At 69.0% G+C, this 22,687-nt stretch carries 22 protein-coding genes; 13 read left to right on the top strand and 9 right to left on the bottom strand.

The features are described 5' to 3' along the window. The first annotated feature begins 230 nt into the window (after positions 1 to 230). Positions 231 to 1,487 (top strand): HNH endonuclease signature motif containing protein, encoded by a 1,257-nt coding sequence (locus ACZ7KI_RS11715; RefSeq protein WP_470273090.1) that lies wholly within the window; start codon positions 231 to 233, stop codon positions 1,485 to 1,487. A gap of 128 nt (positions 1,488 to 1,615) precedes the next feature. On the opposite strand, the gene ACZ7KI_RS11710 is transcribed toward ACZ7KI_RS11715, so the two are convergent. The 3 genes from ACZ7KI_RS11710 to ACZ7KI_RS11700 are packed head-to-tail and all read right to left on the bottom strand — an operon-like array spanning position 1,616 to position 4,267. Next, a complete protein-coding gene (locus tag ACZ7KI_RS11710; RefSeq protein ID WP_470273089.1) occupies positions 1,616 to 2,527 on the bottom strand; it encodes a glycosyltransferase family 2 protein in 912 nt (303 codons plus the stop codon). Further along, complete coding sequence (locus ACZ7KI_RS11705; protein WP_470273088.1) at positions 2,511 to 3,383, bottom strand: glycosyltransferase family 2 protein; 873 nt, start codon at positions 3,381 to 3,383, stop codon at positions 2,511 to 2,513. Before ACZ7KI_RS11705 ends, ACZ7KI_RS11710 begins: the two co-directional genes overlap by 17 nt. Further along, entirely contained in the window at positions 3,380 to 4,267 is an 888-nt protein-coding gene (locus tag ACZ7KI_RS11700; RefSeq protein ID WP_470273087.1) for a polysaccharide pyruvyl transferase family protein, read from the bottom strand. Before ACZ7KI_RS11700 ends, ACZ7KI_RS11705 begins: the two co-directional genes overlap by 4 nt. Before the next feature lie 72 nt (positions 4,268 to 4,339). Here ACZ7KI_RS11700 and ACZ7KI_RS11695 point away from each other — a divergent pair, with 72 nt between their 5' ends. From ACZ7KI_RS11695 to ACZ7KI_RS11645, 11 genes are all read left to right on the top strand, one after another. Beyond that, complete coding sequence (locus tag ACZ7KI_RS11695) at positions 4,340 to 5,305, top strand: NAD-dependent epimerase/dehydratase family protein (RefSeq protein WP_470273086.1); 966 nt, start codon at positions 4,340 to 4,342, stop codon at positions 5,303 to 5,305. A gap of 108 nt (positions 5,306 to 5,413) precedes the next feature. Beyond that, positions 5,414 to 7,036: a carbamoyltransferase family protein gene (locus ACZ7KI_RS11690; protein ID WP_470273085.1), complete on the top strand. Its 1,623-nt coding sequence runs from the start codon at positions 5,414 to 5,416 to the stop codon at positions 7,034 to 7,036. A gap of 28 nt (positions 7,037 to 7,064) precedes the next feature. Continuing rightward, positions 7,065 to 7,628, top strand: coding sequence for a D-sedoheptulose-7-phosphate isomerase (locus tag ACZ7KI_RS11685; protein WP_470273084.1), 564 nt, complete (start codon positions 7,065 to 7,067; stop codon positions 7,626 to 7,628). Beyond that, complete coding sequence (locus tag ACZ7KI_RS11680) at positions 7,625 to 8,983, top strand: PfkB family carbohydrate kinase (protein WP_470273083.1); 1,359 nt, start codon at positions 7,625 to 7,627, stop codon at positions 8,981 to 8,983. The genes ACZ7KI_RS11685 and ACZ7KI_RS11680 overlap by 4 nt, the downstream gene beginning before the upstream one ends. After that, positions 8,983 to 9,669 carry an SDR family oxidoreductase gene (locus tag ACZ7KI_RS11675; RefSeq protein WP_470273184.1) on the top strand — a complete coding sequence of 229 codons (687 nt, stop codon included), beginning with the start codon at positions 8,983 to 8,985 and terminating at the stop codon, positions 9,667 to 9,669. The genes ACZ7KI_RS11680 and ACZ7KI_RS11675 overlap by 1 nt, the downstream gene beginning before the upstream one ends. Continuing rightward, positions 9,660 to 10,607 (top strand): glycosyltransferase family 9 protein, encoded by a 948-nt coding sequence (locus ACZ7KI_RS11670; protein WP_470273082.1) that lies wholly within the window; start codon positions 9,660 to 9,662, stop codon positions 10,605 to 10,607. The genes ACZ7KI_RS11675 and ACZ7KI_RS11670 overlap by 10 nt, the downstream gene beginning before the upstream one ends. After that, positions 10,600 to 11,910: a UDP-glucose dehydrogenase family protein gene (locus ACZ7KI_RS11665; RefSeq protein WP_470273081.1), complete on the top strand. Its 1,311-nt coding sequence runs from the start codon at positions 10,600 to 10,602 to the stop codon at positions 11,908 to 11,910. The genes ACZ7KI_RS11670 and ACZ7KI_RS11665 overlap by 8 nt, the downstream gene beginning before the upstream one ends. After that, positions 11,907 to 12,518, top strand: a complete 612-nt coding sequence (locus ACZ7KI_RS11660; protein WP_470273080.1) for a flavodoxin family protein — start codon at positions 11,907 to 11,909, stop codon at positions 12,516 to 12,518. Before ACZ7KI_RS11665 ends, ACZ7KI_RS11660 begins: the two co-directional genes overlap by 4 nt. Positions 12,519 to 12,564: 46 nt before the next feature. Beyond that, on the top strand, positions 12,565 to 12,945 hold the full coding sequence (locus ACZ7KI_RS11655; RefSeq protein ID WP_470273079.1) for a hypothetical protein: 381 nt from the start codon (positions 12,565 to 12,567) through the stop codon (positions 12,943 to 12,945). 98 nt (positions 12,946 to 13,043) lie between these two features. Then, positions 13,044 to 13,718 carry a DUF6766 family protein gene (locus ACZ7KI_RS11650; RefSeq protein ID WP_470273078.1) on the top strand — a complete coding sequence of 225 codons (675 nt, stop codon included), beginning with the start codon at positions 13,044 to 13,046 and terminating at the stop codon, positions 13,716 to 13,718. Positions 13,719 to 13,779: 61 nt separating this feature from the next. Further along, the gene (locus tag ACZ7KI_RS11645; protein WP_465505150.1) at positions 13,780 to 14,343 is read left to right on the top strand and encodes a hemerythrin domain-containing protein; all 564 of its coding nucleotides are present in this window, start codon (positions 13,780 to 13,782) and stop codon (positions 14,341 to 14,343) included. 356 nt (positions 14,344 to 14,699) lie between these two features. Here the strand turns inward: ACZ7KI_RS11645 and ACZ7KI_RS11640 are convergent, their stop codons facing one another. Genes ACZ7KI_RS11640 through ACZ7KI_RS11615 form a run of 6 tightly spaced genes read right to left on the bottom strand, consistent with a single transcriptional unit; the run spans position 14,700 to position 20,414 of the window. Next, complete coding sequence (locus tag ACZ7KI_RS11640; protein WP_470273077.1) at positions 14,700 to 15,374, bottom strand: phosphate signaling complex PhoU family protein; 675 nt, start codon at positions 15,372 to 15,374, stop codon at positions 14,700 to 14,702. Further along, positions 15,371 to 16,108: a metallophosphoesterase family protein gene (locus tag ACZ7KI_RS11635; RefSeq protein ID WP_470273076.1), complete on the bottom strand. Its 738-nt coding sequence runs from the start codon at positions 16,106 to 16,108 to the stop codon at positions 15,371 to 15,373. The genes ACZ7KI_RS11640 and ACZ7KI_RS11635 overlap by 4 nt, the downstream gene beginning before the upstream one ends. After that, entirely contained in the window at positions 16,105 to 16,914 is an 810-nt protein-coding gene (locus ACZ7KI_RS11630; protein ID WP_470273075.1) for a nucleotidyltransferase family protein, read from the bottom strand. Before ACZ7KI_RS11630 ends, ACZ7KI_RS11635 begins: the two co-directional genes overlap by 4 nt. Continuing rightward, positions 16,911 to 17,966: an NAD-dependent epimerase/dehydratase family protein gene (locus ACZ7KI_RS11625; protein WP_470273074.1), complete on the bottom strand. Its 1,056-nt coding sequence runs from the start codon at positions 17,964 to 17,966 to the stop codon at positions 16,911 to 16,913. Before ACZ7KI_RS11625 ends, ACZ7KI_RS11630 begins: the two co-directional genes overlap by 4 nt. A gap of 28 nt (positions 17,967 to 17,994) precedes the next feature. Continuing rightward, entirely contained in the window at positions 17,995 to 19,050 is a 1,056-nt protein-coding gene (locus tag ACZ7KI_RS11620) for an FUSC family protein (protein ID WP_470273073.1), read from the bottom strand. Next, a complete protein-coding gene (locus tag ACZ7KI_RS11615) occupies positions 19,050 to 20,414 on the bottom strand; it encodes an aldehyde dehydrogenase family protein (RefSeq protein ID WP_470273072.1) in 1,365 nt (454 codons plus the stop codon). The genes ACZ7KI_RS11620 and ACZ7KI_RS11615 overlap by 1 nt, the downstream gene beginning before the upstream one ends. Positions 20,415 to 20,542: 128 nt before the next feature. On the opposite strand from ACZ7KI_RS11615, the gene ACZ7KI_RS11610 reads away from it, so the two are divergent. Next, positions 20,543 to 22,648, top strand: coding sequence for a catalase (locus ACZ7KI_RS11610; RefSeq protein ID WP_470273071.1), 2,106 nt, complete (start codon positions 20,543 to 20,545; stop codon positions 22,646 to 22,648). The last annotated feature ends 39 nt before the right edge of the window (positions 22,649 to 22,687 follow it).

The following is a 22,687-nucleotide window of genomic DNA, read 5'->3' as shown; positions in this document are numbered from 1 at the left end:
ATTTAGAGGACTAAATGCGGGTCGTGAGTGGCGATTTTTCCGCACCTCTCAAATAAGCTGAAGCGCCACTCAAGGCTCCTTCGCAGCGAAGACACCTACGCGTCTTTAAGGTTGTTGCTCAGCGCAGTTGTTTGGCGGTCCAGCGTTCCCTATCGGGTGAAATGAGCCAGACGCGACCGCTACGCAAATCGGGCTAGCACATGTGTTCGAGCACGGGTATCGTTGAGGTCGTGGCCAGCGAAAACAGTCCTCAGGCGGTGCGCTCCGAGTGGTGGCGTGCCGATACTGCGACGCTGCATGCCCGGAAGCAGGAAATCGAGGTTGTGAAGCGGCAGTTGGAGGCGGAGCAGAATGCGATCCTGGCGGAAATCAATACTCGCGGTGTCCGTGGATGCTCGGGTCATTCGACGTTGGCGGCGCTGATTTTCGAGGACTTTCAGGTGACGGACAAGGAAGCCTCTGCTCGTGCCGATCGGGTGCTGGCGTTGCATCCGGGGCCGTCTATCGGCGGAGATCCTCAGCCGCCGTTGGCGCCATTGACCGCCGAGGCTGCAGCGGAGGGCGCGATCGGGGGTGCGCAGATCGATGCGATCATCCGTACCCTGGCCCGGATCCCCTCCACGGTCTCGGAAGAGGACGTGCGGGGCGGGGAGAAGATCCTCGTCGATCTGGCCCGTCGGGCGGGGCCTCGGCAGATCGCCCGAGCCGGACGACGGCTGTTGGACAAGCTCGATCCCGACGGGAAAGAGCCCCGCAACGAGGACCCGAAAGACACGCGGCCGGAGCTGCGGTTCGTGAAGCACCGCGACGGCACGCTCGGGCTCAAAGCCAGACTCGATCTCGAGACCTATGCGCGGTTGAAGTCCGACCTCGACCCGATGGCGAAACCGCATAAGGCCATCGACGGGGTCCGTGACTCCCGTACCCAGGACGAGCGCTATGGCGACGCCTTCACCGACTACGTCCGATTGAAGACCACCAGCCGAAACCTTCCCGGCCAGGCGGGAGAGGCCACCCACATTCTCATCACCATGTCGTATGAGGACCTGATCAGTGACCTCGGTGAAGCGCATCTGGATCTGGTCGGGCCGATCAGCGCCACCGACGCAAGGATCCTCGCCTGCGACGCCCGAGTGCGACCCGGCGTCCTCGGCACCGCAGGCGAACCCTTGGACATCGGCAGATCCAAACGGACTGTGTCGCTGGCGCAGAAATACGCACTCACCATCCGCGACGGCGGCTGCGCCTTCCCCGGCTGCGACATGCCCGTACCCCGCTGCACCGCACACCACATCGTCTTCTGGCGACACCACGGCGAAACGAAGATCGACAATCTCGTGCTGCTGTGCACGAAGCATCACCGGCTGATCCACCACAGCGAATGGAAAGTTCAAATCGCCCAAGACGGACTACCCGCGTTCACCCCGCCCGCCTACCTCGACCCCAGCGGGGAACCGAGGCGCAACACCATGCACCTCAGGACATAGACCGACGCAACGAACTCGAGAGTTGCCCCCCAGACCCACGGGAAGGTCTCGCTTCCCGCGAAGAAGGGAACATGCGGTTCTCCTCCACCGGCTTGCAACCGAGACGGTGTGAAACCCCGCGCCGCGCTTCACCCCACGTATCGCCGCGCCACCGAGTTCCGCTGCGCGTCCTCCAGCAGCACCAGCCCTCGTTCCACCTCCACCGGCACCACCGCACGATTCCGCAGCACCCAGGGAATTCCCCGCACCGCCTCGGCCACCGCGGTCAAGGTCGCCCGGTCGAACGGCGCCGAGCGCAGCACGGTGACCATGCGACGCAGGACGCTGGAGAACGGCCGTCGTAGCCACAGCGTCCACAGAGTGTTCCGGATCCCGAGTTGCCGTCGGCGGCGCGGATCCCGGACGGTCGAGGGCGCGTGGTGGATCACCATTTCCTCGTCCCAGCACATCCACCAGCCTCGTGCGGCCAAGTCGAGGGCGAACAGTTCCTCTTCCCCGCCGAGCCACAGGCGTTCGGAGAATCCGCCGACGTCGGTGAAGGCGCGGACGCGGACGGCCGACAGGCCCGCCATCACGCCCAGCAACGCGGGGCCGGGTAGCCAGTCCGGTCCGGGGACGGGCGAATGCCTCAGTTCCGGCGTGATGGGGTCCTCCGTCAGGTCGGGTTCCACCAGGCACCGGCCGGTCACCACGCCGAGGGCCGGGTAGCGGTCGAGTTGATCGGCGGCGCGCGTCAGGGCGCCCGGCTGCCAACGGGTGTCGTCGTCGCAGAAGGCGACATACGGCGTTTTCACCGCCCGGACGGCGACGTTTCTGGCCACCGCGCCCAGGTTCCGGGGCGATCGGAGCACCTGGACCGCCGGATACCGCCGCTCGACGGCGTCCGCGGATCCGTCGGTGGAGGCGTTGTCCACCAGGACGATCGGCGCGGCGTCGCGCAGCCCCGTCATCTGCTCGAGTGTTTCCAGCAGCTGCTCACGCCGATTGTGGGTGATCATCACGACCGTGATCCGGTCCTGCACTTCAGCCTCCCTGCGCATGTTCGAGAACACGGATCTGGCGCTCCACGCCGTCGGGCAGCGGACGGCGTTCGGCGAGTGCCGACGGCAGGCGTCGGAGCACCCCGGCCAGTGCACCGACCACGTGTGGCTCACGCGGAATCCTCGTGAGCACGCGAAGCCCGTCGGTGAGGCACTGGCGCACCGGACGGCGCATGACCGTGATCAGCAACCGATTCCGCAGTTCGGCGCGCGCACGCCAGCCCCGTGACGGCCGCGCCGTCGACGGGTGGTGGTGCGCCCGCACCCGGTCCACGTAGCACAACCGCCAGCCGTGGGCGGCGAGATCGTAGGACAGCAACCGTTCCTCCGCGCCGAAATGCAGCAGAGGGTTGAATCCCGCCGCCTGAAGGTACGCCTTCCGGCGGACGACGGCCGAGCACGCGAGGAAACCGAGCACCGACGGTCCCGGTGATCCATCGGGCGTGCCCAACGGGCTCTCCGCCATGAGCTGGACGACCGGGTCCTCGCGTTCCTCTTCACCGACCAGGGTTTTCGCCGCGACCAGACCGACATCGGGGTGGTCGTCGAGGATCCGCTCGGCTTCGGCGAGGGCGTCCTCCGCCCACCAGGAGTCGTCGTCGCTGAAGGCGGCATACGGTGTCCGCGCCAGCGCGACGCCGAGATTCCGGGCAGCCGCACCGAGGTTGCGCGGCAGCCGGACCAGCCGGACGTCGGGGAACTCCGCGGCACGATCCGCCGTGTCGTCACTGGACGCGTTGTCCAGTACGATCACCGGAGGCCGCGGCCGCAAGGCCGTCAGCTCGGTCAAGGTCCTGGTCAGTTCCGTAGCGCGGTTCCGGGTGGCGATCACCACCGTGGTCCGGGCACCGGTCATCGCATCGGGCCCGTCTTGAGCGCCTTGACCATGTCCTTGATCAGGGTGTTGTCCGTCGGCAACGCGCGGAGGGCGGCCACCGCCCGGCCCTGGACCGAGGAACACCACTGCCACCACGAGTCGAGGACCTCCGGCCGCGTCGCCTCCTCCGCGGGGACGAGCGCCGGCCACCCGAGCGCATCGGCCTGCGCGGTCATCTTTCCGCCGCCGGCGACCGGATCGACGGCCAGTACCGGTACGCCCGCGCGGAGTCCCAGCACCAGACCGTGCAGCCGGGTCGTGACCACCACGTCCAGATGCGACAGGATTGAGGTGAATTGGTCCGGCGTCTCGCACTTTTCCCAGTCCGAAGCCGCCAGACGGGTGTCGAGGGGGATCCTGCCGCAGTCGACCCCGGCGATCCACTCCGTCACCGCGGCGTGGACGTCGTCGTGCCGCGCCGCGTCGCCGTACTCCCGCTGTCCCGGAGCGAGAATGATGCCTGTCACGAGTACCTCGTCGGTCACGGCCTCGGTGGACAGATCGGGTACGGCCATCCCGTTCTGATCACGGGACAACACCTGGTCGAACCCGGTGACGGCGTCGTCGTCCGGATCGATCACCGAAACCCCGACGGCGATCCGCCAGCTGTGGGCGAACCGCCGGTGCACCTCGCGGACCTGCCACCCGTGCGCGGGCCCGCAGACGAACACGACGTGGCTGTAGCGCGCCGGGTCCACTTCCTCGTAGCTCAATTCTCGCGGACGATAGACGGGGCTCCACGCCAGATCGTGCGGAACGCCGACGGTGGACAGCGCTTCGTCGATCCGGCGCATGCTGAGGACGTCACCCGCGGTCGCCTCACCATGGCGGAAACTCGCCCAGCCGATCACCAATGTGCGCATATCCGACGCGTACCCCACCCTGCCCGATTCACACGGGGTTTTTTCCGAGGTGGGCCCGGGTAGCCCGTCGCCATGACCGCAGCGTTCGAACGAGCCTTGGTGACCGGGGGTGCCGGATTCGTCGGCTCGCACCTGTGCGAGCGGCTGCTGGCGGCGGGGACCGAAGTCGTCGCGGCCGACAACCTCGCCACCGCAGACGCCGGCAACGTCGAACATCTCCTTGATCTTCCCGGCTTCCGGTTGGCCACACGAGACGTCACCGCGCCGCTGAACGAGCCAGGCCGCTTCGACGTCGTGTTCCACCTGGCCTCCGCCGCCTCGCCGCGCGACTACTTCCGGCTTCCCCTGGAAACGCTGCGCGCGGGGTCGTACGGCACCGAACACGCCCTGGACATCGCCGAACGCGACGGCGCCCGCTTCGTCCTCGCGTCCACCAGCGAGGTCTACGGAGATCCGCGGGAACATCCCCAGCGCGAGGACTACTGGGGCAATGTGAACCCGATCGGCCCACGCAGTGTCTACGACGAGGCCAAGCGGTACGCCGAAGCACTCACCTCGGCCATGCGGCGGGAGCGTGGGGTGAACACCGCCATCGCCCGGATCTTCAACACCTACGGGCCGAGGATGCGCCCCGACGACGGCCGGATGATCCCGACGTTCATCTGCCAGGCGCTCAGCGGCGCGGCGCTCACCGTGGCCGGGACGGGCCGACAGACCCGGTCGATCTGCTACGTCGACGACACCGTCCGGGGCCTGCTGGCGCTGGCGGCTTCCGATCTGCCGGGGCCGGTGAATCTGGGCAACCCGGGTGAGCTCACCGTGCTGCGGATCGCCGAGGAGGTCTTGTCGGTCACCGGGAGCTCGTCCGCGATCGAGTACATCGAAGCGGCGGTCGACGATCCCACGCGCCGCTGCCCCGACATCTCGCTGGCTCGCCGCGAACTCGGTTGGGAGCCGGAGATCGAGATGGCGGAAGGACTTCCGCGCACCGTCGACTGGTACGCCCGGAACAACCCCTCCAGCCGCTTCGCTGAGTAGCGACGTCCTGGGCTTTCGCGCCGCGTCGTTTATCCACGATCGCACCGGGTAGCGCTAGAGGAGCAAGGGCGGGTCACGGCCCGCATCCCGGAACAGAGAGGTGGCCCGGTGCGCATTCTCGGTGTCAACGCCGTCTTCCATGATCCGGCCGCCGCGCTGGTCGTCGACGGGGAGATCGTGGCCGCGGCGGAGGAGGAGCGGTTCAGCCGCCGCAAACACGGCAAACGGCCCGTCCCGTTCTCCGCCTGGGAACAACCGGCCGAAGCGGCCGCGTGGTGCCTCGCCGAAGCGGGCATCTCCGCGCAGGATCTCGACGCGGTCGGCTATTCCTACGATCCGGCCCTGGTCGAACCGGGTCTCGACGGCCACGACGGGAAGAACGAGGGCCTGCGGACCGATTACGCCCGCCGGGCACCCGGCTTCCTCAAGGCGGCGCTACCCGGGCTCGATCCCGCGATCGTCCGGTTCGTCCGGCACCACGTCGCGCATGCCGCGTCGGCCGCGTTGGCCGCCCCCTTCGACGACTGCGCGGTCCTGGTCGCCGACGGCCGCGGCGAGAGCACGTCCTATCTCGCCGGTGAATACCGCGACGGCAAGTTCGAAGAACTCGCGCAGCAGCGGCTCCCCCATTCCCTCGGGCTGATGTACGAGGACCTCACCGAGCACCTCGGGTTCGCCCGCTCCAGTGACGAGTACAAGGTGATGGCGCTGGCCTCGTACGGGACACCGCGGTTCCTCGACCGGATCCGCGAACACGTCCACACCAACGGCATGGGTTTCCGGACCGATCCGATCGACTGGACGTCGTTCGCGCCGGCCGTGGAGCCCGGCCAGGAACCGCGGCGGGTGCACGCGGACCTGACCGCGAGCGTGCAGCGCTGCTTGGAGGACGTCCTCCTCGACCTGACCAAGGGGCTTCACGAGCGCACCGGGCACACCGATCTGGCGCTGGCAGGCGGAATCGCGCTCAACTGCGTCGCGAACACCCGGCTCCACGCGGAGGGCCCCTTCGAGCGGATCTGGGTGCAGCCCGCCGCCGGTGACGCGGGCACCGCGCTCGGTGCTGCCCTGCAGCTCGCGGCCGACTTCGGTGAGCGCGGCGCGCCGATGTCGGGCGCGGCTCTGGGCCGTGGCTGGACGGACGACCAGCTGGAAAGCGCGCTCAAGACCGCGAACGTGCGCTACGAGCGTCCGGACGACGTCGCCGAGACGGTGGCGGAGGCGCTCGCGGACGACCGGATCGTGGCCTGGTTCCAAGGCCGCGCCGAGTTCGGCCCGCGTGCGCTCGGCCACCGTTCGCTGCTCGCGCATCCCGGGCACAAAGCGAATCTCGAACGGCTCAACGACGTCAAGGGCCGCGAACAGTTCCGGCCGGTGGCGCCGATGGTGCTCGCCGAACGCGCCGGGGACGTCTTCTCCCGCGGCCCGCTTCCCAGCCCCTACATGCTTTTCGTGCACGACGTCGCTCCACAATGGAGGGACCGGATCCCGGCGGTCACCCATGTCGACGGCACCGCCCGCGTGCAGACCGTCGATCCGGCACAGGAACCACTGGTGGCCAGGATGCTGACGGCGTTCGAACGGCGCACCGGGGTACCCGCCGTCGTCAACACCAGTCTCAACACCGCGGGAAGGCCCATGGTCGACTCGCCGCGGGACGCGCTCGAGTGTTTCGGCTCCGCCCCCATCGACCTGCTCGCCATCGGCCCCTTCGTGGTCCGCCGCCCGTGAACTCCTTGAACGACTCTGGAGGTGTCTCGTGATCGAAGATCACTTCGCCGCGTTGAGGGAGGCCGCCGGGAAATCCGTTTCCTGGGCGCCCAAACTCCGTGACTGGGGTGACCATCTGGCCACCGTCCTGTCTTCCGGCGGACGACTGCTCGCTTGCGGAAACGGTGGAAGCGCCGCCGAAGCGCAGCATCTCACCGGTGAACTGGTTGGCCGGTTCCGCAACGACCGGCAGCCGTTCTCGGCGATCGCCCTGCACGCGGACACCTCCGCCGGCACGGCCATCGTCAACGACTACGGCGAACACGAGCTGTTCGCCCGGCAGGTCCGGGCGCACGGCCGCCCCGGTGACATCCTCGTCTGCCTGTCGACCAGTGGTACCAGCCAGAACGTCGTCGCGGCGGCGAAGGCCGCCCACGAACTCGGCATCACGACGTGGGCGTTGACCGGGCCATCCCCCAATCCGCTCGCCGCACTGTGCCACGAGGCGATCCCCGTGGAGGCCGCGTCCACGGCCACCGTGCAGGAGGTCCATCTGGCACTGGTCCACGCCTTGTGCACCGCGCTGGACGACGCGCTCGGGGTGCCGACGTGAGGCCGCTGGTCGTGCTGGGCGACGCCCTGCTGGACGTCGACATCGACGGTACTTCCGAGCGGCTCTGTCCGGACGCGCCCGTCCCCGTGGTCGATCTCGACCGGTACTGGCGGCGGCCGGGTGGCGCCGGACTCGCCGCGCTGCTCGCGGCGCGGTCCACCGCCCACGTCGTCCTGGTCGCGCCGCTCGGCGGTGACCAGGAAGGCCGCGCGCTGGCCGGGTTGCTGGAGCGCGAGGTCACGCTCGTCCCGATGCCCTTGCGGGGCACCACCGTCACCAAGACGAGGGTGCGGGCCGCCGGGCAGTCCCTGGTCCGCCTCGACAGCGGCGACGGCACGGCGGACATGGCGCCCTTGTCACGCGAGGTGCGGGACGCGCTGCGTTCGGCGGGGACGATTCTCGTCGCCGACTACGGACGGGGAGTGACCGCCCATCCCGGCGTCCGGAAGGTGCTCGCGGAGCTGGCCGGGAAGATCCCCATCGTCTGGGATCCGCATCCCCGCGGCGCCGAACCGGTACCCGGGGTGCGGCTGGCCACGCCGAATCTGGCCGAGGCCGAGCATTTCACCGAAACGCGGTCGGGCCCGGAAGACCTCGCCAAACGGCTGCACGGACTGTGGCCGGTCGAAACGGTCAGCGTCACTACCGGTCGCCACGGCGCCGTCCTGACCGACGGCGAGCGGTGCGCGACGTTCCGGCCACCCACCGGCATCACCGCCAAGGACACCTGCGGCGCGGGTGATCGCTTCGCCTCCGCGGCGGCCGCCGCGTTGCTCGACGGGGCGTCCACCGACGACGCGGTGGCCGCGGGCGTCGAGACCGCGGCCCGGTTCGTCGCCACCGGCGGCGCCGCGACCTTGTCCACTGTGGACACCCGATTCGAGCGGCAAACCCGGAACCATGGCGCTTCGGCCTTCGATGTCGCCGCACGGGTCCGCGCGCGGGGTGGCAGGCTGGTCGCCACCGGGGGCTGTTTCGATCTGCTGCACCCCGGCCACGCCAGTCTCCTGCGCCAGGCGCGCGCACTCGGCGACGCGCTGATCGTGTGCCTCAACTCCGATGAGTCGGTACGCCGCCTGAAAGGACCGGGACGGCCGATCGTGGCCGCCCGCGACCGCGCGCGGCTGCTCACCGAACTCAGTTCCGTCGACGCCGTCGCGGTGTTCGACGAACCCGATCCCGCCGCACTGCTGGACCGCCTGCGCCCGGACGTCTGGGTCAAGGGCGGCGACTACGCGGACACGGAACTCCCCGAAAGCGCCGTGGTCCGACGGCACGGCGGCGAGATCGTCCTGATCCCGACCATCCGCGGCTACTCCACCTCCAGGCTGGTGGCCGCGGCGGAAGGAGCATGATGCGCCCTCTCGGCAATGTCCTGATCACCGGCGGAGCCTCCGGCCTCGGTGCCGCGACGATCGAGGCCGTCCGCGAGGCGGGCGGCACCCCGCTCGTCATCGACCGCGCCGAACCCGCCGCCGACGTCGATTTCGTCCGGGCGGATCTGGCGGATTCCGCCGCGGCCGAGAACGCCGTGCGGGCACTCGCCGAACGCGCGGGCGGGCTCGACGGGGTGTTCACCGCGGCGGGTACCGACGCCTGCGGGGCACTCGACGACGTGTCCACGGAGGACTGGGAACGCGTGGTCCGGGTCAACCTGCTCGGCACGGCCGCGGTCGTCCGCGCGGCACTGCCCTATCTGCGCGAAAGCCACGGCACCGTCGTCACTTGCGCGTCGACGCTCGGGGTCCGTGTCGCGGGCGACGCGAGTGCCTACTGCGCCTCGAAATTCGGGGTCGTCGGCTTCACGAGGGCGCTCGCCATGGAACTCGCCGGCCGCGTCGGGGTGACCTTGCTCGTGCCCGGCGGGATGCACACGGCGTTCTTCGACGACCGGGCCGAGCAGTACAAGCCGCCGCCGGACGCGAAGCTCAACCAGCCCGAGCACGTCGCGGCGAGTGTGGTGTTCGCGCTGTCGCAGCCGCCCGGCTGTGAGGTCCGCGAACTCGTGGTCTGCGCTTCGGAAGAAGGGTCGTGGCCGTGAGCGGCGGCATCCTCGTGCTGCGCGCGCTCGGCCTTGGCGATCTGCTCACCGGTGTCCCCGCGCTGCGTGCCCTGCGCCGCGCGTTCGACGGCGAACGGCTGGTCCTCGCCGCCCCGGAAGGTCTCCGCGACATCGTCGAACTCGTCGACGCGGTGGACGAACTGCTGCCGACGGCGGGTCTCGGTGAGCTGTCGTGGCCCGGTGAACCGCCACGGCTCGCGGTCAACCTGCACGGCCGCGGCCCGGAGAGCATCCACGACCTGCTCGCGCAGGATCCGGTCGAGCTGATCACCCACCGGCATCAGGACTTCCCCGGGGTCGACGGGCCGGACTGGCCCGAAGACGTGCACGAGGTCGACCGCTGGTGCCGTCTGCTCGAAGCGGCCCGTATCCCGGCGGAGCGTGACGCGCTCGGGCTCCCGCCGCCTCCCGGGCCGAGTCCCGCACCCGGCACCGTGGTGATCCATCCCGGCGCCGCCTTCGCGGCCCGCCGCTGGCCGCCGGAGCGCTACGCTCGCGTGGCGCGGGAACTCGCCGGACGGCACCGGGTGGTCGTCACCGGCAACGCCGCCGAGGTTCCACTCGCCAGGGAGGTCGCCGAAGCGGCCGGGCTGCCGGAAGACGCCGTTCTCGCCGGGAACACCGGCCTCGCCGAACTCGCCGCGACCGTCGCCGAGGCGAAGCTGGTCATCTGTGGCGACACCGGCGTCGGGCATCTGGCCACGGCGTATGGAACGCCTTCGGTGCTGTTGTTCGGGCCGACCCCGCCGTGCCGCTGGGGACCGCCGCCCGGCGCGCGGCAGCACGTGGTGCTCTGGGTGGGCGACGTCGGCGACCCGCACGCCGACCGGCCGGATCCGGGTCTGCTGCTGTTGCGGGAAGACCGCGTCCTCACCGCGGCCGAAGGATTGCTCGGGGAAAGGGCGTCACATGGTTGAGCGGGTAGGCGTGATCGGCGCCGGATACGTCGGCCTCACGAGCGCCGCGTGTTTCGCGCATTTGGGCCACCAGGTGATCTGCGTCGACAACGATCAGTCCAAAGTAGACGCGCTCGACCGCGGCGAGATCACCATCACCGAACCCGGTCTCGAAGAGCTGGTCCGCGACGGCCTGAACTGCCGCCGTCTGCGCTTTTCGACGGCACCGGAGACACTGTCCGATGTGGACGTCCTCCTGCTTTGCCTGCCCACTCCGAAGGGCGACGGCGGGAACGCCGACGTCCGCATCTTCGAAGAGGTCGTCGCCACCTTGCCCGACCTACTCGAACCGGGCTGCGTGGTCGTCACCAAGTCCACGGTCCCGGTGGGTACCGGGTCACGGTTGCCGGAGCTGCTGGGCAGACCGGATCTGCCGGTGGTGAGCAATCCGGAATTCCTCCGTGAGGGCCACGCCGTCGAGGACTTCCTGAACCCCGACCGGATCGTGCTGGGCTCGGCGGAGGAAAACCGGCGCGCTGCCGAACGAGTGGCCGCGTTGTACGGTGAGACCGGCGCTCCGGTCTGGTTCACCGATCCGGCGAGTGCCGAGCTGGCGAAGTACGCCAGCAACGCGTTCCTGGCGATGAAGGTGTCCTATGTGAACATCCTCGCCGAACTCTGCGAGCACTTCGGTGCCGACATCCGCGACGTCGGGCGGCTCATGGGGCTCGACCCCCGGATCGGCCCCGCGTTCCTCTCACCCGGCCCAGGCTGGGGCGGTTCGTGCCTGCCCAAGGACACCGCCGCGCTGCTGCGGACCGCCGAGGAGGCAGGCGTCGATTTCGGAATCCTGCGTGACGCCATGAAGGCCAACGCGCGCCAGCAGGCCGCCGTGACGCGAAAAATCCGACTGGCGGTCACCGGCGCTCCGGACGGCTCGCTCGCGGGTGTCCGCATCGGACTGCTGGGGCTGGCGTTCAAGGCGGGCACCGGGGACCTGCGGGACTCCCCCGCGCTGGCGATCGCCCGGGAACTCGCCCGCGGCGGCGCGGTCCTGACCGCCTACGACCCCGGCGTCGAAGCGGTCGAGCCCGACATCGTCCAGGTCGTCGACGACCCGTATCTGGTGGCGAAGGACGCCGCCGCGCTGGTGGTGCTCACCGAATGGCCCGAGTTCCGTGATCTCGACTGGGACCGGCTCGCCGCCGCGGCCGAACGCGCCGTCGTCGTCGACGCCAGGAATCTTCTGGACCCGGCGGCCGTCGCCCGCGCCGGGTTCACCCACACGGGGCTCGGCACCGATCCGAACAGGAGGACACGATGACCCAGCCGTTGAAGGCCCTCGCACTGGTGTGCACGCTCAAACCGTCACCTTCCCCGACGAGCAGCGGGTTGATCGCCCAGCAGGTGCTGGACAAACTGGCCGAGGGCGGGGCGACCGGCGAATTGGTGCGCGTCGTCGATCACGACGTCAAACCCGGCGTCGAGGCCGACATGGGCGAAGGCGACGCCTGGCCCGAGATCCGCCGCAAGATCGCCGCCGCCGACATCGTCCTGATCTCGACGCCGACCTGGGTCGGGCACATGTCCAGTGTGGCGCAACGGGTACTGGAACGGCTCGACGCCGAACTGTCCGAAACCGACGACGAGGGCAGGCCGTCGATGTTCGGCAAGGTCGCGGTCACCGCGGTCGTCGGCAACGAGGACGGAGCGCACAAGATCACCGCGGATCTGTTCCAGGCGCTCAACGACATCGGGTTCACCGTGCCCGCGCAGGGTGGGACGTACTGGAACGGTGAAGCCATGAAGCCAGGCGACTACAACGACCTCGACGAAACGCCGGAAGCGGTCGAATCGACCAACGCGACCCTGGCCCGTAACGCCGTCCACCTGGCGAACCTCCTGCGTACGAGCCAATACCCGGCGTCATGACAAAACGCGGCGTGTAGTCGAGTGCCCGGCGGGGTACCTCTAGTCCGTGATCGTCAAAGTGCTGGCGTTCGGTGTATGTCTGCTGGTGGCCGGGTGTACCGGAGCGAGCGGACAGGAGCCGGTGAAGGAAGCCACCGGGCGGTTCCTCGGCGCACTCGCGTCGGGTGATCAGCGCTCGGCGTGCGCCTTGCTCGCGCCCCGGGTCCGGGAATCCTGGGGTCCGGAAGGCTGCGAACACGGTCTCGCCGGAGCGGCCGTGCCGGGCGGTTCTCCCGAGACGGTGTCGGTCTGGAGCGAAGAAGCCCAGGTCAAGACCGGTGGCGACACTCTCTTCCTGCACGAGTTCTCGGTCGGATGGCTGATCACCGGCGCGGGCTGCCATCTCCGCAACGAGCAGGTCTACGACTGCGCGGTGGGTGGACCATGAGGGCACGAGGGGTTTTCACCGTTTACCTGACCTTCGTCGTGGCGGGTCTCGGTTACTGCATCCTTCTCGGATTGCTGCACCGGTGAGGAAGGCCGACGATGCGACGCTTTCTTCGTGACAACGGGCTCTCACTGGGCTTCGGATTACTGTTCCTGGCCAGTCTCGCGGGGCAGGCGTTCGCCGGACTCGCCGACTTCAACGACGGACAATTGCGGCACGCCGCCGAACCCGTCGGCCTGATCGACTACCTGACCTCCGCCGATTTCGCCGTCGACGTCGCCGAAAACTGGCAATCCGAATACCTGCAATTCTTCCTCTACGTTTTCGCCACCGTATGGCTCTTGCAACGCGGTTCGCCCGAATCCAAACCCGCCGGCCGCGTCGGCCCGGAAAGCGACGAGGCCCAGCAGATCGGGGCGCACGCCACCAAGGAGTCGCCCCGCTGGGTGCGGGCCGGCGGCTGGCGCACCGGCGTCTTCTCGGTGTCGCTCGGCCTGGTGATGCTGGGCCTGTTCCTGCTGTCGTGGCTGGCGCAGTCGGTGGCCGGGATGAGCGCCTACAACGCCGAGCAGATCGCCGACTTCGGCGACCCCGTGAGCTGGTTCGCCTATCTGGCCTCGCCCGACTTCTGGAACCGGTCCCTGCAGAACTGGCAGTCGGAATTCCTCGCCATCGGCTCGATGGCGGTGTTCAGCGTGTATCTCCGCCAGCGCGGTTCCCCGGAATCGAAACCGGTCGGCGCACCCCATCACGCCACCGACGAATCCGGGTGATTTCCCGCGCGGATCGGGGTAACCCTGCGATGTCGGACTGATGAAACGGACAGGAGTGTCCATGACCACCACCACCAAACACGACCTCGTTTCGGTGATCACCGAGGACCACCGCGCCTTCGAGCGGATCTTCAAGGAGCTGGAATCCGGCAAGGGCGGCGACGAGCACCGCAAAGACCTCGCGGATCACCTGATCGCCGAACTCGTGCGGCATTCCATCGCCGAAGAACAGCACATGTACCCCGCCGCACGACGGCATCTACCCGACGGCGACGAGGTCGCGGACCACGAGATCGAGGAGCACTCCAAGGCCGAGCAGATCATGAAGGATCTGGAAGGCCTTGAGCCGAAGGACAAACGCTTCGACGAACTGGTCGGGAAGCTGATCGAGGACGTCCGCCACCACATCGAAGAGGAAGAGGGCGACCTGCTGCCGAAACTGCAAGGCGCCTGCTCCGCGGAGGAGTTGCGGGATCTGGGCGAGAAGATCCTGCGGGCCAAGAAGATCGCGCCCACACGGCCGCACCCCGCCGCCCCGGACCGCCCGCCGGCGAACCGGATCCTGGCGCCGGGCACGGCGTTCATCGACAAGATCCGGGACGCGCTGGAAGACCGTAACACCTGACCGCCGGCCGGTCTCGTGAGTGGACAGACCGTTAGAGCTCTTAGGGCCTACGCGTGGCCTGCGGGCCTGCAGGCGTGAAGTACATGGAGGACCCTTTCCTTGCGCTAGGCGCAAGGAAAGGGTCCTCCATGTACTGGGGAAGGTGTGAAGGTCGAGTTTCCTCGGCTGAGCCGCGGGAAGGGGGCCTTCACGCGCCGCGACCGGTGGTGCTGTTGCGGCTCGCGATGGCCTTCCGGTCCGTGAAGGCCTCCTTGAGGGACTCTGAGTCCCTCAAGGAGGCCTTCACGGCCAGGCCGCCACCGGACCCACCCACCGTAGGCACCTAAAACACCCTTGGCCAGCACCACCATTACCACTCACGACTCGGCGGCCAGAACGTCCCGCACCGCTGAAGCGGGCAGCTCCCCCGTGAGCGCGAAATCCACCCGCCGCGCCACGGAGACGACCTGGTCGGCGAACCGCTCGTAGAACCGCGCCAGCAGCGCGACCGAGATGGCGGGCGCGACGCCGTCGGTCCAGTCCGGCCCGGTCACCAGCTCCATCAGCTCCTCGTAGAGGGCGTCGACGCGCTGATCCGACCGTGCCAGCGACTGGAAAACCTCGGTCGTGGGCCCGTCGATCGCCGCGCCGAGGTCTTCCGCCATCGAACAGGCCAGTCCGCCCATCTCACCGAACCGCCCGGTGAGCGCGTCGGGAACGGCGAACTCAGGTGACCGCAGGGCCTGCTCGGCGATGTGCTGGGCGAGATCGCCCATCCGCTCCAGCCGGTCGGCGCAGTACACCGCGGCGAGGACGGTCCGCAGGTCCCCAGCGACCGGGGCCTGCAGGGCGAGCAGCTTCTGCGCGGTTTCCTCGCACTCGGTCCGTGCCGCGTTCAGCCGCGCCTCGACCGTCGCGAGTTCGGCGGCGGCCTCGACGTCGCGGTCGAGAAAGACGCGGTTGGCCAGGCGAAGCTCCTCGCACGCCATGCCGCACATGTCCGACAAGCGCTCGCCGAGGACGCTCAGCTGACCATGGAATCGTTCCCTCATGCCGATACCTTCGCTGGTTCAAGGACGTACGTCGCGTAGGCCGACCGGATCACCGGCTGGGCGACATTGCGCACCGGCACCCCGCCCGGGCTGACGCCCTGTTCGCTGCCGTAGTGCGCGTGCCCGTGCAGCGCGAGGGCGGCCCCGACCTCGTCGATCGGCTCGCACAACAGGTACGACCCGAGGAACGGGTGGATCTCCGGTGGTTCGCCGTGCAGCGTACCGGGGATCGGCGCGTAGTGCGTCAGCGCGACGATCACGTCCGGCTCCTCCCGCCGGAGCCCTTCCAGCGCGGTCCGCAGCCGGTTGGCCGCCGCGATGGTGTGCTCGACGAAATCCTTCATCTCGCGTTCGCCGAACCGGCTCGCGCATTTGCCCGCGAAACCGCCGCCGAATCCTTTCACCCCGGCGACGCCGAGTGTCCCGCCGTCGAGTCTCACCGTGGTGGCACTGCCTTCCAGGACGGTGATCCCGCTTTCCTCCAGCAATCCGCTGACCGCTTCGGCCTGGTCGGAGTGGTAGTCGTGGTTGCCGAGCACCGACACCACCGGGACGTCGAGCCCGGCGAACTCGTCGGCCACCACCCTGGCCTCGTCGATGGTGCCGTGCCGGGTGAGGTCACCGGCGAGCAGCAGCACGTCGGCGTGTTCGGCGATGTTGTCCAGTGCCGGCCGCAGCAGGCCTCGGTTGTCCTCACCGAGGTGGACGTCCCCGACCGCGGCGACCCGGATCACCGGATCTCCTCGGCGCGCGCGGGCTCGCGCACGTCGGCCAGCCGGACGTCGTTGTGCACGAGTTCGGCCGCGATGTGTTCGCAGATGACGGCCTCGACGTCGGCCTTGCGGTTCTCGCAGGCGACCTCGCCGCTGAGCCGGACCTGGTCTCCGCGCACGGTGACGTGCACACCGAGCTCGGCGGTCCTCGGGTCTTCGGCCAGCGCCTTGGTCAGCCTCGCTACCAGGTACTGGGGTGCCTCCGATGGCATCGGGAGCTCCTTTGCGTCGATGATGGACAGTGCCGCGAGCAAGGTCAAGAACGACCACGCGTAAGGCGATTCGGAGGTCTCCTCGGCCACCCGGTGCCAATCGACCTGCTCGCGGAGGTCACGCGCGATCCGCAGCAGCGGCCCGAAATCGCACCGGTGCGGGCTGAGCACGAGGACCTTGTCGACGAGCAGATCCGTGCCGTTGAGCACGGGCGCGGCGGTCGCCCCGACCCGCATCAGCGAAGCGCGGTCGAGCATCTCGTCGGTCACCGGACGGTGGTTGGGGCGGAAGATCAGGTCGACCAGGCAGTCACCGTCGTAGACCTTGGTGAGCCAGTCCTCCGGCGGATGCACCCGTCTCATCCCCGCGGCTTCCAGGGCTTTCGCCGCTTCCTCGATGTCTTCGTGCTTGAGGAAGAGGTCGACGTCGTGCTCGGAGGCAGGACCGCCTCGCGCGTAGACGGCGAGACCGCCAGCGACGGCGAACCGCACCGAGGTACCGTCCAAAGTGGTCACCACTTTGGTCAGGGTGTGCAGCAGTTCCTTCTCGTTCACGGTCGCTCCCCCACTCCGGTCGCCAGTTCGTGGGCTCGGCCGACGTCCGGTTTCAACGGTTCGGTCGGCAGCCCTTCCCCCTCCCTCAGTCCTTTGAGGAAGGCCTCGATCGCCTCCTCCGAGGAGTATCGCGGCGTCCAGCCCAATTCCTCCCTTGCCCGCGTGCAGTCCATCACCGGCAGGTGGAGGACGGCGTCGAACAGTCCCGGCGTGGCCGGGATCAAGTGCAGGGACCAGGCCGCGGCGAGCGCGCGCCGGACGAAGACCGCCGGGACCTTCACCGGTTTGGCACCGAAGATCCGGGCCAGCGACCGGGTGTCCAGCACCGGGTCGGCGGCGATGTTGAAGGCGCCCTTGACCTCTTGCAGCGCGCAGCGGCGATAGGCGTCGGCCACGTCGTCGGTGTGCGCGGTCTGGATCCGCAGCTGCGGGATGTCCGGCAGGAGGGGGATCGGGGACGGGCGCACGAGCTTTTCCGGCACGAACGGCCCGCCGAAGAGGCGGCGCTGTTCGGGTGCCGCGGCCTTCTGGAAGAGGAACCCCGGACGCAGCCGCACCACCCGCAGCCGCGGATGGCTCCGGTCGAACGCTTCGAGAACCCTTTCCACATAAGCTTTTTCGCGGGTGTACGCGGCCTTGGGGGACCCGTGCGTCGGCCAGTCCTCGGCCACCGGGTGATCGTCGTCGCGGGGCGAGTACGCCCCGATCGACGAGGCGTACACCAGCGCCGGGACGCGCATGGCCTGTGCGGTCTCGAAGACCCGGATCGAGCCGAGCACGTTGGCGCGCCAGGTGACCTCGGGCCGGTGGGTGGGCTGGAACAGCCAGGCGAGGTGGATCACCACGTCGGCACCGTCGAACACGGCACGAAGGTCGTCGCGGGCGACGTCGGCGGTGACGAATTCGGTTTTCGGGCTTTCCCATCGGCTGGGGCGCCTGGCCACCCCGACGATCGACCCGACCTCCGGATCCGAGCCGAGCGCGCGCACCACGGCCGTCCCGACGTTACCGGTGGCGCCGGTGACCACGATCCGTTTTCCGCTTCCGGTCATGGGTACGGTTACCCACCGTGGACGCGGCTCAATCCGCCTCCAGCCGCTGGACCAGGCGGCGGGCGGGCAGGGCCATCGCGCCGAGCCCGATCGACGTCGTGACCTCGTCCGTGGGAGTGACGAGCAGGCGATCGAGCTCCTCGACCAGGCCGCGGCATCGGCCCAGCTTGTCCGAGTCCCCTGAGCGGGCCACCTCCGCGAGCGCTTCGAGCAGCTCGCCGATCACCCCGCGCGAGTACTCCCCCGGCTGCTGGAGCGGCTGCTCGTCTTGGGCGGCTTCGCTCACCGCGTCGATCAGCTGGGCGAGCGGCGGCCACAGCGAGACCAGATTCGCCAGCGGCTCTTCCCGCTCCTCGCGCCGTCGACGGAGATTGAGGTACCGGCTCTCCTGGGTCCAGCCGATCGCCTCGTCCGCCTCCGCGACCAGGCTGCGGACGTCACTCATGCGCTCCTGCAGGTGGTCGGCCGCTTCGAGTCCCTCACCGCCTCGGACCAGTTTCGCGGTCTCCTCGAGGACCTCCCCGATCGCCGAAGCGAGCCGGGACGTCGCCGTGCGCAGCCGTTCCCCGTGCAGTGGCGGCAGGACGACGGCGTTCAGCACCGCGCCGATCGCCGCGCCCAGCGCCGTTTCCAGCAACCGGTCGGCGAGGAGGACGGGTTCGGTCGCGCTGCCGTAGGAGATCAGCAGCATGCCGGTGATCCCGACCCAGACGCCCGAGTCGCCGAACGCCGGCCACGAGCCGATCAGCAGACCCGCGAAGACGACGACTCCGAGAGCCACCGTCATCGAGGGGATCAGCTGGCCCGCGGCGGCCGCCAGTAGTACTCCCACACTGACCGCGCCGACCTGCTGCGCCCAGCCGCGGATGGACCGGTAAACGGTGGCCTGCACCAGGAACACGGCCGCGTATGGCGCCAGAAAGGGTTGCGGCAGCCGCAGGACCGCCGTCGCGACGATCCACGCGATCACGGCCGCCGCCGTGGCTTTCGTGATCTGGACGAGGCTTCGCCGTTCCTCGCCCGGGACGCGGATCGCCCGGCCGAGCCACGCTATCGGCGCCGTCCACCGGCTTCTGACGGCCATCACACGCCCGGGGGCCCGAGGTGAACCACCTTCGTCTGCGTCATCTCGTCGAGCAGTTCGGGGCCGTAGCCGTACCCGCTCCCGCTGGCGCGCCGCGGATGCGCGGCCCCGCCGGGTGCGCCGCCGAAGACGTTGTTGATCTTGACCGTGCCGACCGGGAGTTCGCGCCAGGCGCGCTGCGCGTGCGTCATCGACGAGGTGAGCACCGTGGCGGCGAGACCGTACTCGTCGCTGGCCGCCTGGCTGAGGGCCTGGTCGAAGTCGGCCACCACGCGGACAGGGGCGACCGGGCCGAAGGTCTCTTCGGTGAAGACCCGCATCCCCGGCGTGCAGCCGGTGAGCACGGTCGCCGGGTAGAAGGCGCCGGGACCGTTCGGCAGGTTGCCGCCGATCAGCGGCTCCGCACCCTGCGCGAGCGCCTCCGTCACCTGGCCGTGCACGCGATCACGGTGACGCCGGTCGACGAGCGGGGCCAGCTCGCGCGTCCCGGCTTCGGCCACCAGCGCGCTGAGAAAGGCATCGGCGATGTCCTGATGGACATAGATCCGTTCGACGGAAACGCAGATCTGTCCCGAGTTGGCGAAGGCCCCGGTCGCGGCTTGTTCGGCCGCCCAACGCGGGTCCACGTCGGCGTCGACGACGAGAGGGTCGTTGCCGCCGTTCTCCAGCAGTGCCTTGGCCCCGGTCCTCGCCGCGCTTTCGGCGATCGAACGGCCCGCCGCCGTGCTTCCGACGTGCGCGACGACATCCACGTCCGGGTGGGCGGCGAGTTCGGCGCCGACGCTCCCGTCGCCCTGCAGCGTCTGGAGTATCCCTTGCGGCAGCGCCTGGGACAGGAGGCCACCGAGCCAGGCACCGGTGTAGGGGCAGCGCTCGCTGGGCTTGTGCACCACCGTGTTCCCGGTCACCAGCGCGGCGCCGAGCAGGCCGCAGGCCACCGCGACGGGATCGTTCCACGGGGTCAGCGCCGCCACCACACCACGGGGTTCCGGCACCATCAGGTCGGTCGCCTTCGGGTCACCGAGCAAGGATTTGCCCCGGTGTACGGGGCCCAGTTCGGCGTACTGCTCCAGCGTCCCGGCCCCGGCCAGCACGCCTTCTTCGGCCTCGGCCCGGGGTTTTCCGGTCTCGCTCTCGATGAGGACGGCGAGTTCGCCGGCCCGGTCACGCAGCAAGCGGGCCGCGTCCTTCACCGCGGCCCCGCGGTCCGCGGCGGGGGTCGCCGCCCACGCGGGCCCCTCGCGGCGAGCCGTGGTGAGTACGGCCTGAACAGCGGCGGGGGTCGCACATTTGACGCTCCCGACGAGGCTGTCGTCGGCCGGGTTGCGGATTTCGAGCATGGCCGTCCGGTCCGTTGCCGTCATTCGCACCTCCTTCGAAGTCTTTGCGACCGGTTACCCCGAACGAGCGTTCTGACACCTCTTCCCTGCCGTTTACCGGTTCCGCGCGCGGGTAGCCGTGCGGAAAGACCATCACCGAGAAGGGCGGGCCCGTGGCGCAGCATCGAGAGGACGCGAAGGACGAACAGCTGCAGAGAAGCCGGGTGGACCCGCGCGACTCCGTGCTGACCACCCAGCAGGGTGTCCGGGTCGACCACACGAACGACTCGCTGACCGCGGGGAGCCGCGGTCCGACCCTGCTGGAGGATTTCCACGCCCGGGAGAAGATCACCCATTTCGATCACGAGCGGATCCCCGAACGGGTCGTCCACGCACGCGGCGCGGGCGCCTACGGATACTTCGAGGCCTACGACGACTCCCTGGCGGATTACACGGTCGCGGAGTTCCTCACCAGCGGTGAGAAGATCCCCGTGTTCGTGCGCTTCTCCACCGTCGCCGGTTCACGCGGCTCGGCCGACACCGTTCGCGACGTCCGCGGGTTCGCGACGAAGTTCTACACCCGGCAAGGCAACTACGATCTGGTCGGCAACAACATGCCGGTGTTCTTCATCCAGGACGGCATCAAGTTCCCCGATTTCGTGCACGCGGTCAAACCCGAGCCGCACAACGAGATCCCGCAGGCACAGTCGGCGCACGACACGTTCTGGGATTTCGTGTCCCTGCAGCCGGAGAGCCTGCACATGGTGCTCTGGCTGATGTCCGATCGCGCGCTACCGCGCAGTTATCGCATGATGCAGGGCTTCGGTGTGCACACCTTCCGCCTGGTCAACGCCGATGGCGTCGGCACCTTCGTGAAATTCCACTGGAAGCCGGTCCTCGGCACGCATTCCCTGATCTGGGACGAATGCCAGAAGATCGCCGGGAAGGATCCCGACTTCAACCGGCGCGATCTGTGGGACGCCATCGAGGCCGGGCAGTACCCGGAATGGGAACTGGGTGTGCAGCTCGTCGACGAGGACGCCGAACACGACTTCGACTTCGACCTGCTGGACCCCACGAAGCTCATCCCCGAGGAGCAGGTGCCCGTGCAGCCGGTCGGGCGGATGGTGCTGGACCGCAACCCCGACGACTTCTTCGCCGAGACCGAGCAGATCGCCTTCCACACCGCGAACGTCGTGCCAGGGATCGACTTCACCAACGACCCGCTGTTGCAGGCACGGAACTTCTCCTACCTCGACACGCAGCTGATCCGGCTCGGCGGCCCCAACTTCGCCCAGCTGCCGGTGAACCGGCCGATCGCGCAGGTGCACACGAACCAGCGTGACGGACACGGGCAGCAGAACGTCCACAAGGGACGGACGAGCTACTTCCCGAACTCGCTCGGCGGCGGATGCCCGGCGATCGCCGGCTCGGGGGTGTTCAAGCACTACACCGAAGCCGTGGCCGGCCACAAGATCCGGGAACGCAGCGAAAGCTTCAAGGACTTCTACAGTCAGGCGACGCTGTTCTGGAACAGCATGAGCGCTGTCGAGCGCGAGCACATCGTCGCGGCGTTCCGGTTCGAACTCGGCAAGGTGGAGGACCGCGAGGTCCGGGCGAGGACGATCACCGAACTCAACAACGTCGATCACGACCTGGCCGCCAGGGTGGCCGAGGGCGTCGGCGTCAGCGCGCCCGCCGCTCCCGTCACCCCGCACCATGACCGCACTTCCCCCGCGCTTTCGCAGCTGAACCAGCCGACCGGTGATCCCACCGGCCGCAAGGTAGCCGTGCTCGCCGCCGACGGTGTCGACACGGTCGGCGTCGGACGTCTCGTCGAAGCCTTGACCGAGCAGGGCGCGATCGTCGAGGTGCTGGCGCCCACCGAAGCCGAGCTCCGACCGGGCGGCGAAGGGGACCCTCTGCGACCCGACCGGCAGCTGAACACCATGGCCTCGGTGCTCTACGACGCCGTCGTCGTCCCGTGCGGGCCGGGTGCGATCAACATCTTGGAACGCGACGGCTACGCGGTGCACTTCGTCGCCGAGGCCTACAAGCACGGTAAGCCGGTGGCGGGTTTCGGTTCGGGCCTGGACCTGCTTCGCCGGGCCGGAGTGACGGCGAAACTGGCCGACGACGCCGAAACCCTCATCGACCAAGGCGTGGTGACCACCACCTCGGCCGAGCAGACCATTCCGGACGGCTTCTTCGCGTCGTTCCTCGCGCAAGTGGGCGAACACCGTTCATGGCTCCGGAAAACAGACTCGATTCCCGCGTAGCCGTCGGAGTTCCCCCGCGTTTGCGCCCGGCGTGCCCGG

This window comes from Amycolatopsis sp. NPDC039088 (assembly GCF_055598845.1).
The sequence above is the reverse complement of the archived record's forward strand: the minus strand, read 5'-3'. Positions and strand labels throughout refer to the sequence as shown.

Coding starts and splice junctions, on each gene's coding strand:
- ACZ7KI_RS11710 (WP_470273089.1), bottom strand. CDS start 2,527: ATGCGCAGGGAGGCTGAAGTGCAGGACCGGATCACGGTCGTGATGATC.
- ACZ7KI_RS11705 (WP_470273088.1), bottom strand. CDS start 3,383: ATGACCGGTGCCCGGACCACGGTGGTGATCGCCACCCGGAACCGCGCT.
- ACZ7KI_RS11700 (WP_470273087.1), bottom strand. CDS start 4,267: ATGCGCACATTGGTGATCGGCTGGGCGAGTTTCCGCCATGGTGAGGCG.
- ACZ7KI_RS11695 (WP_470273086.1), top strand. CDS start 4,340: ATGACCGCAGCGTTCGAACGAGCCTTGGTGACCGGGGGTGCCGGATTC.
- ACZ7KI_RS11675 (WP_470273184.1), top strand. CDS start 8,983: ATGCGCCCTCTCGGCAATGTCCTGATCACCGGCGGAGCCTCCGGCCTC.
- ACZ7KI_RS11665 (WP_470273081.1), top strand. CDS start 10,600: ATGGTTGAGCGGGTAGGCGTGATCGGCGCCGGATACGTCGGCCTCACG.
- ACZ7KI_RS11660 (WP_470273080.1), top strand. CDS start 11,907: ATGACCCAGCCGTTGAAGGCCCTCGCACTGGTGTGCACGCTCAAACCG.
- ACZ7KI_RS11650 (WP_470273078.1), top strand. CDS start 13,044: ATGCGACGCTTTCTTCGTGACAACGGGCTCTCACTGGGCTTCGGATTA.
- ACZ7KI_RS11645 (WP_465505150.1), top strand. CDS start 13,780: ATGACCACCACCACCAAACACGACCTCGTTTCGGTGATCACCGAGGAC.
- ACZ7KI_RS11640 (WP_470273077.1), bottom strand. CDS start 15,374: ATGAGGGAACGATTCCATGGTCAGCTGAGCGTCCTCGGCGAGCGCTTG.
- ACZ7KI_RS11625 (WP_470273074.1), bottom strand. CDS start 17,966: ATGACCGGAAGCGGAAAACGGATCGTGGTCACCGGCGCCACCGGTAAC.
- ACZ7KI_RS11620 (WP_470273073.1), bottom strand. CDS start 19,050: ATGGCCGTCAGAAGCCGGTGGACGGCGCCGATAGCGTGGCTCGGCCGG.
- ACZ7KI_RS11615 (WP_470273072.1), bottom strand. CDS start 20,414: ATGACGGCAACGGACCGGACGGCCATGCTCGAAATCCGCAACCCGGCC.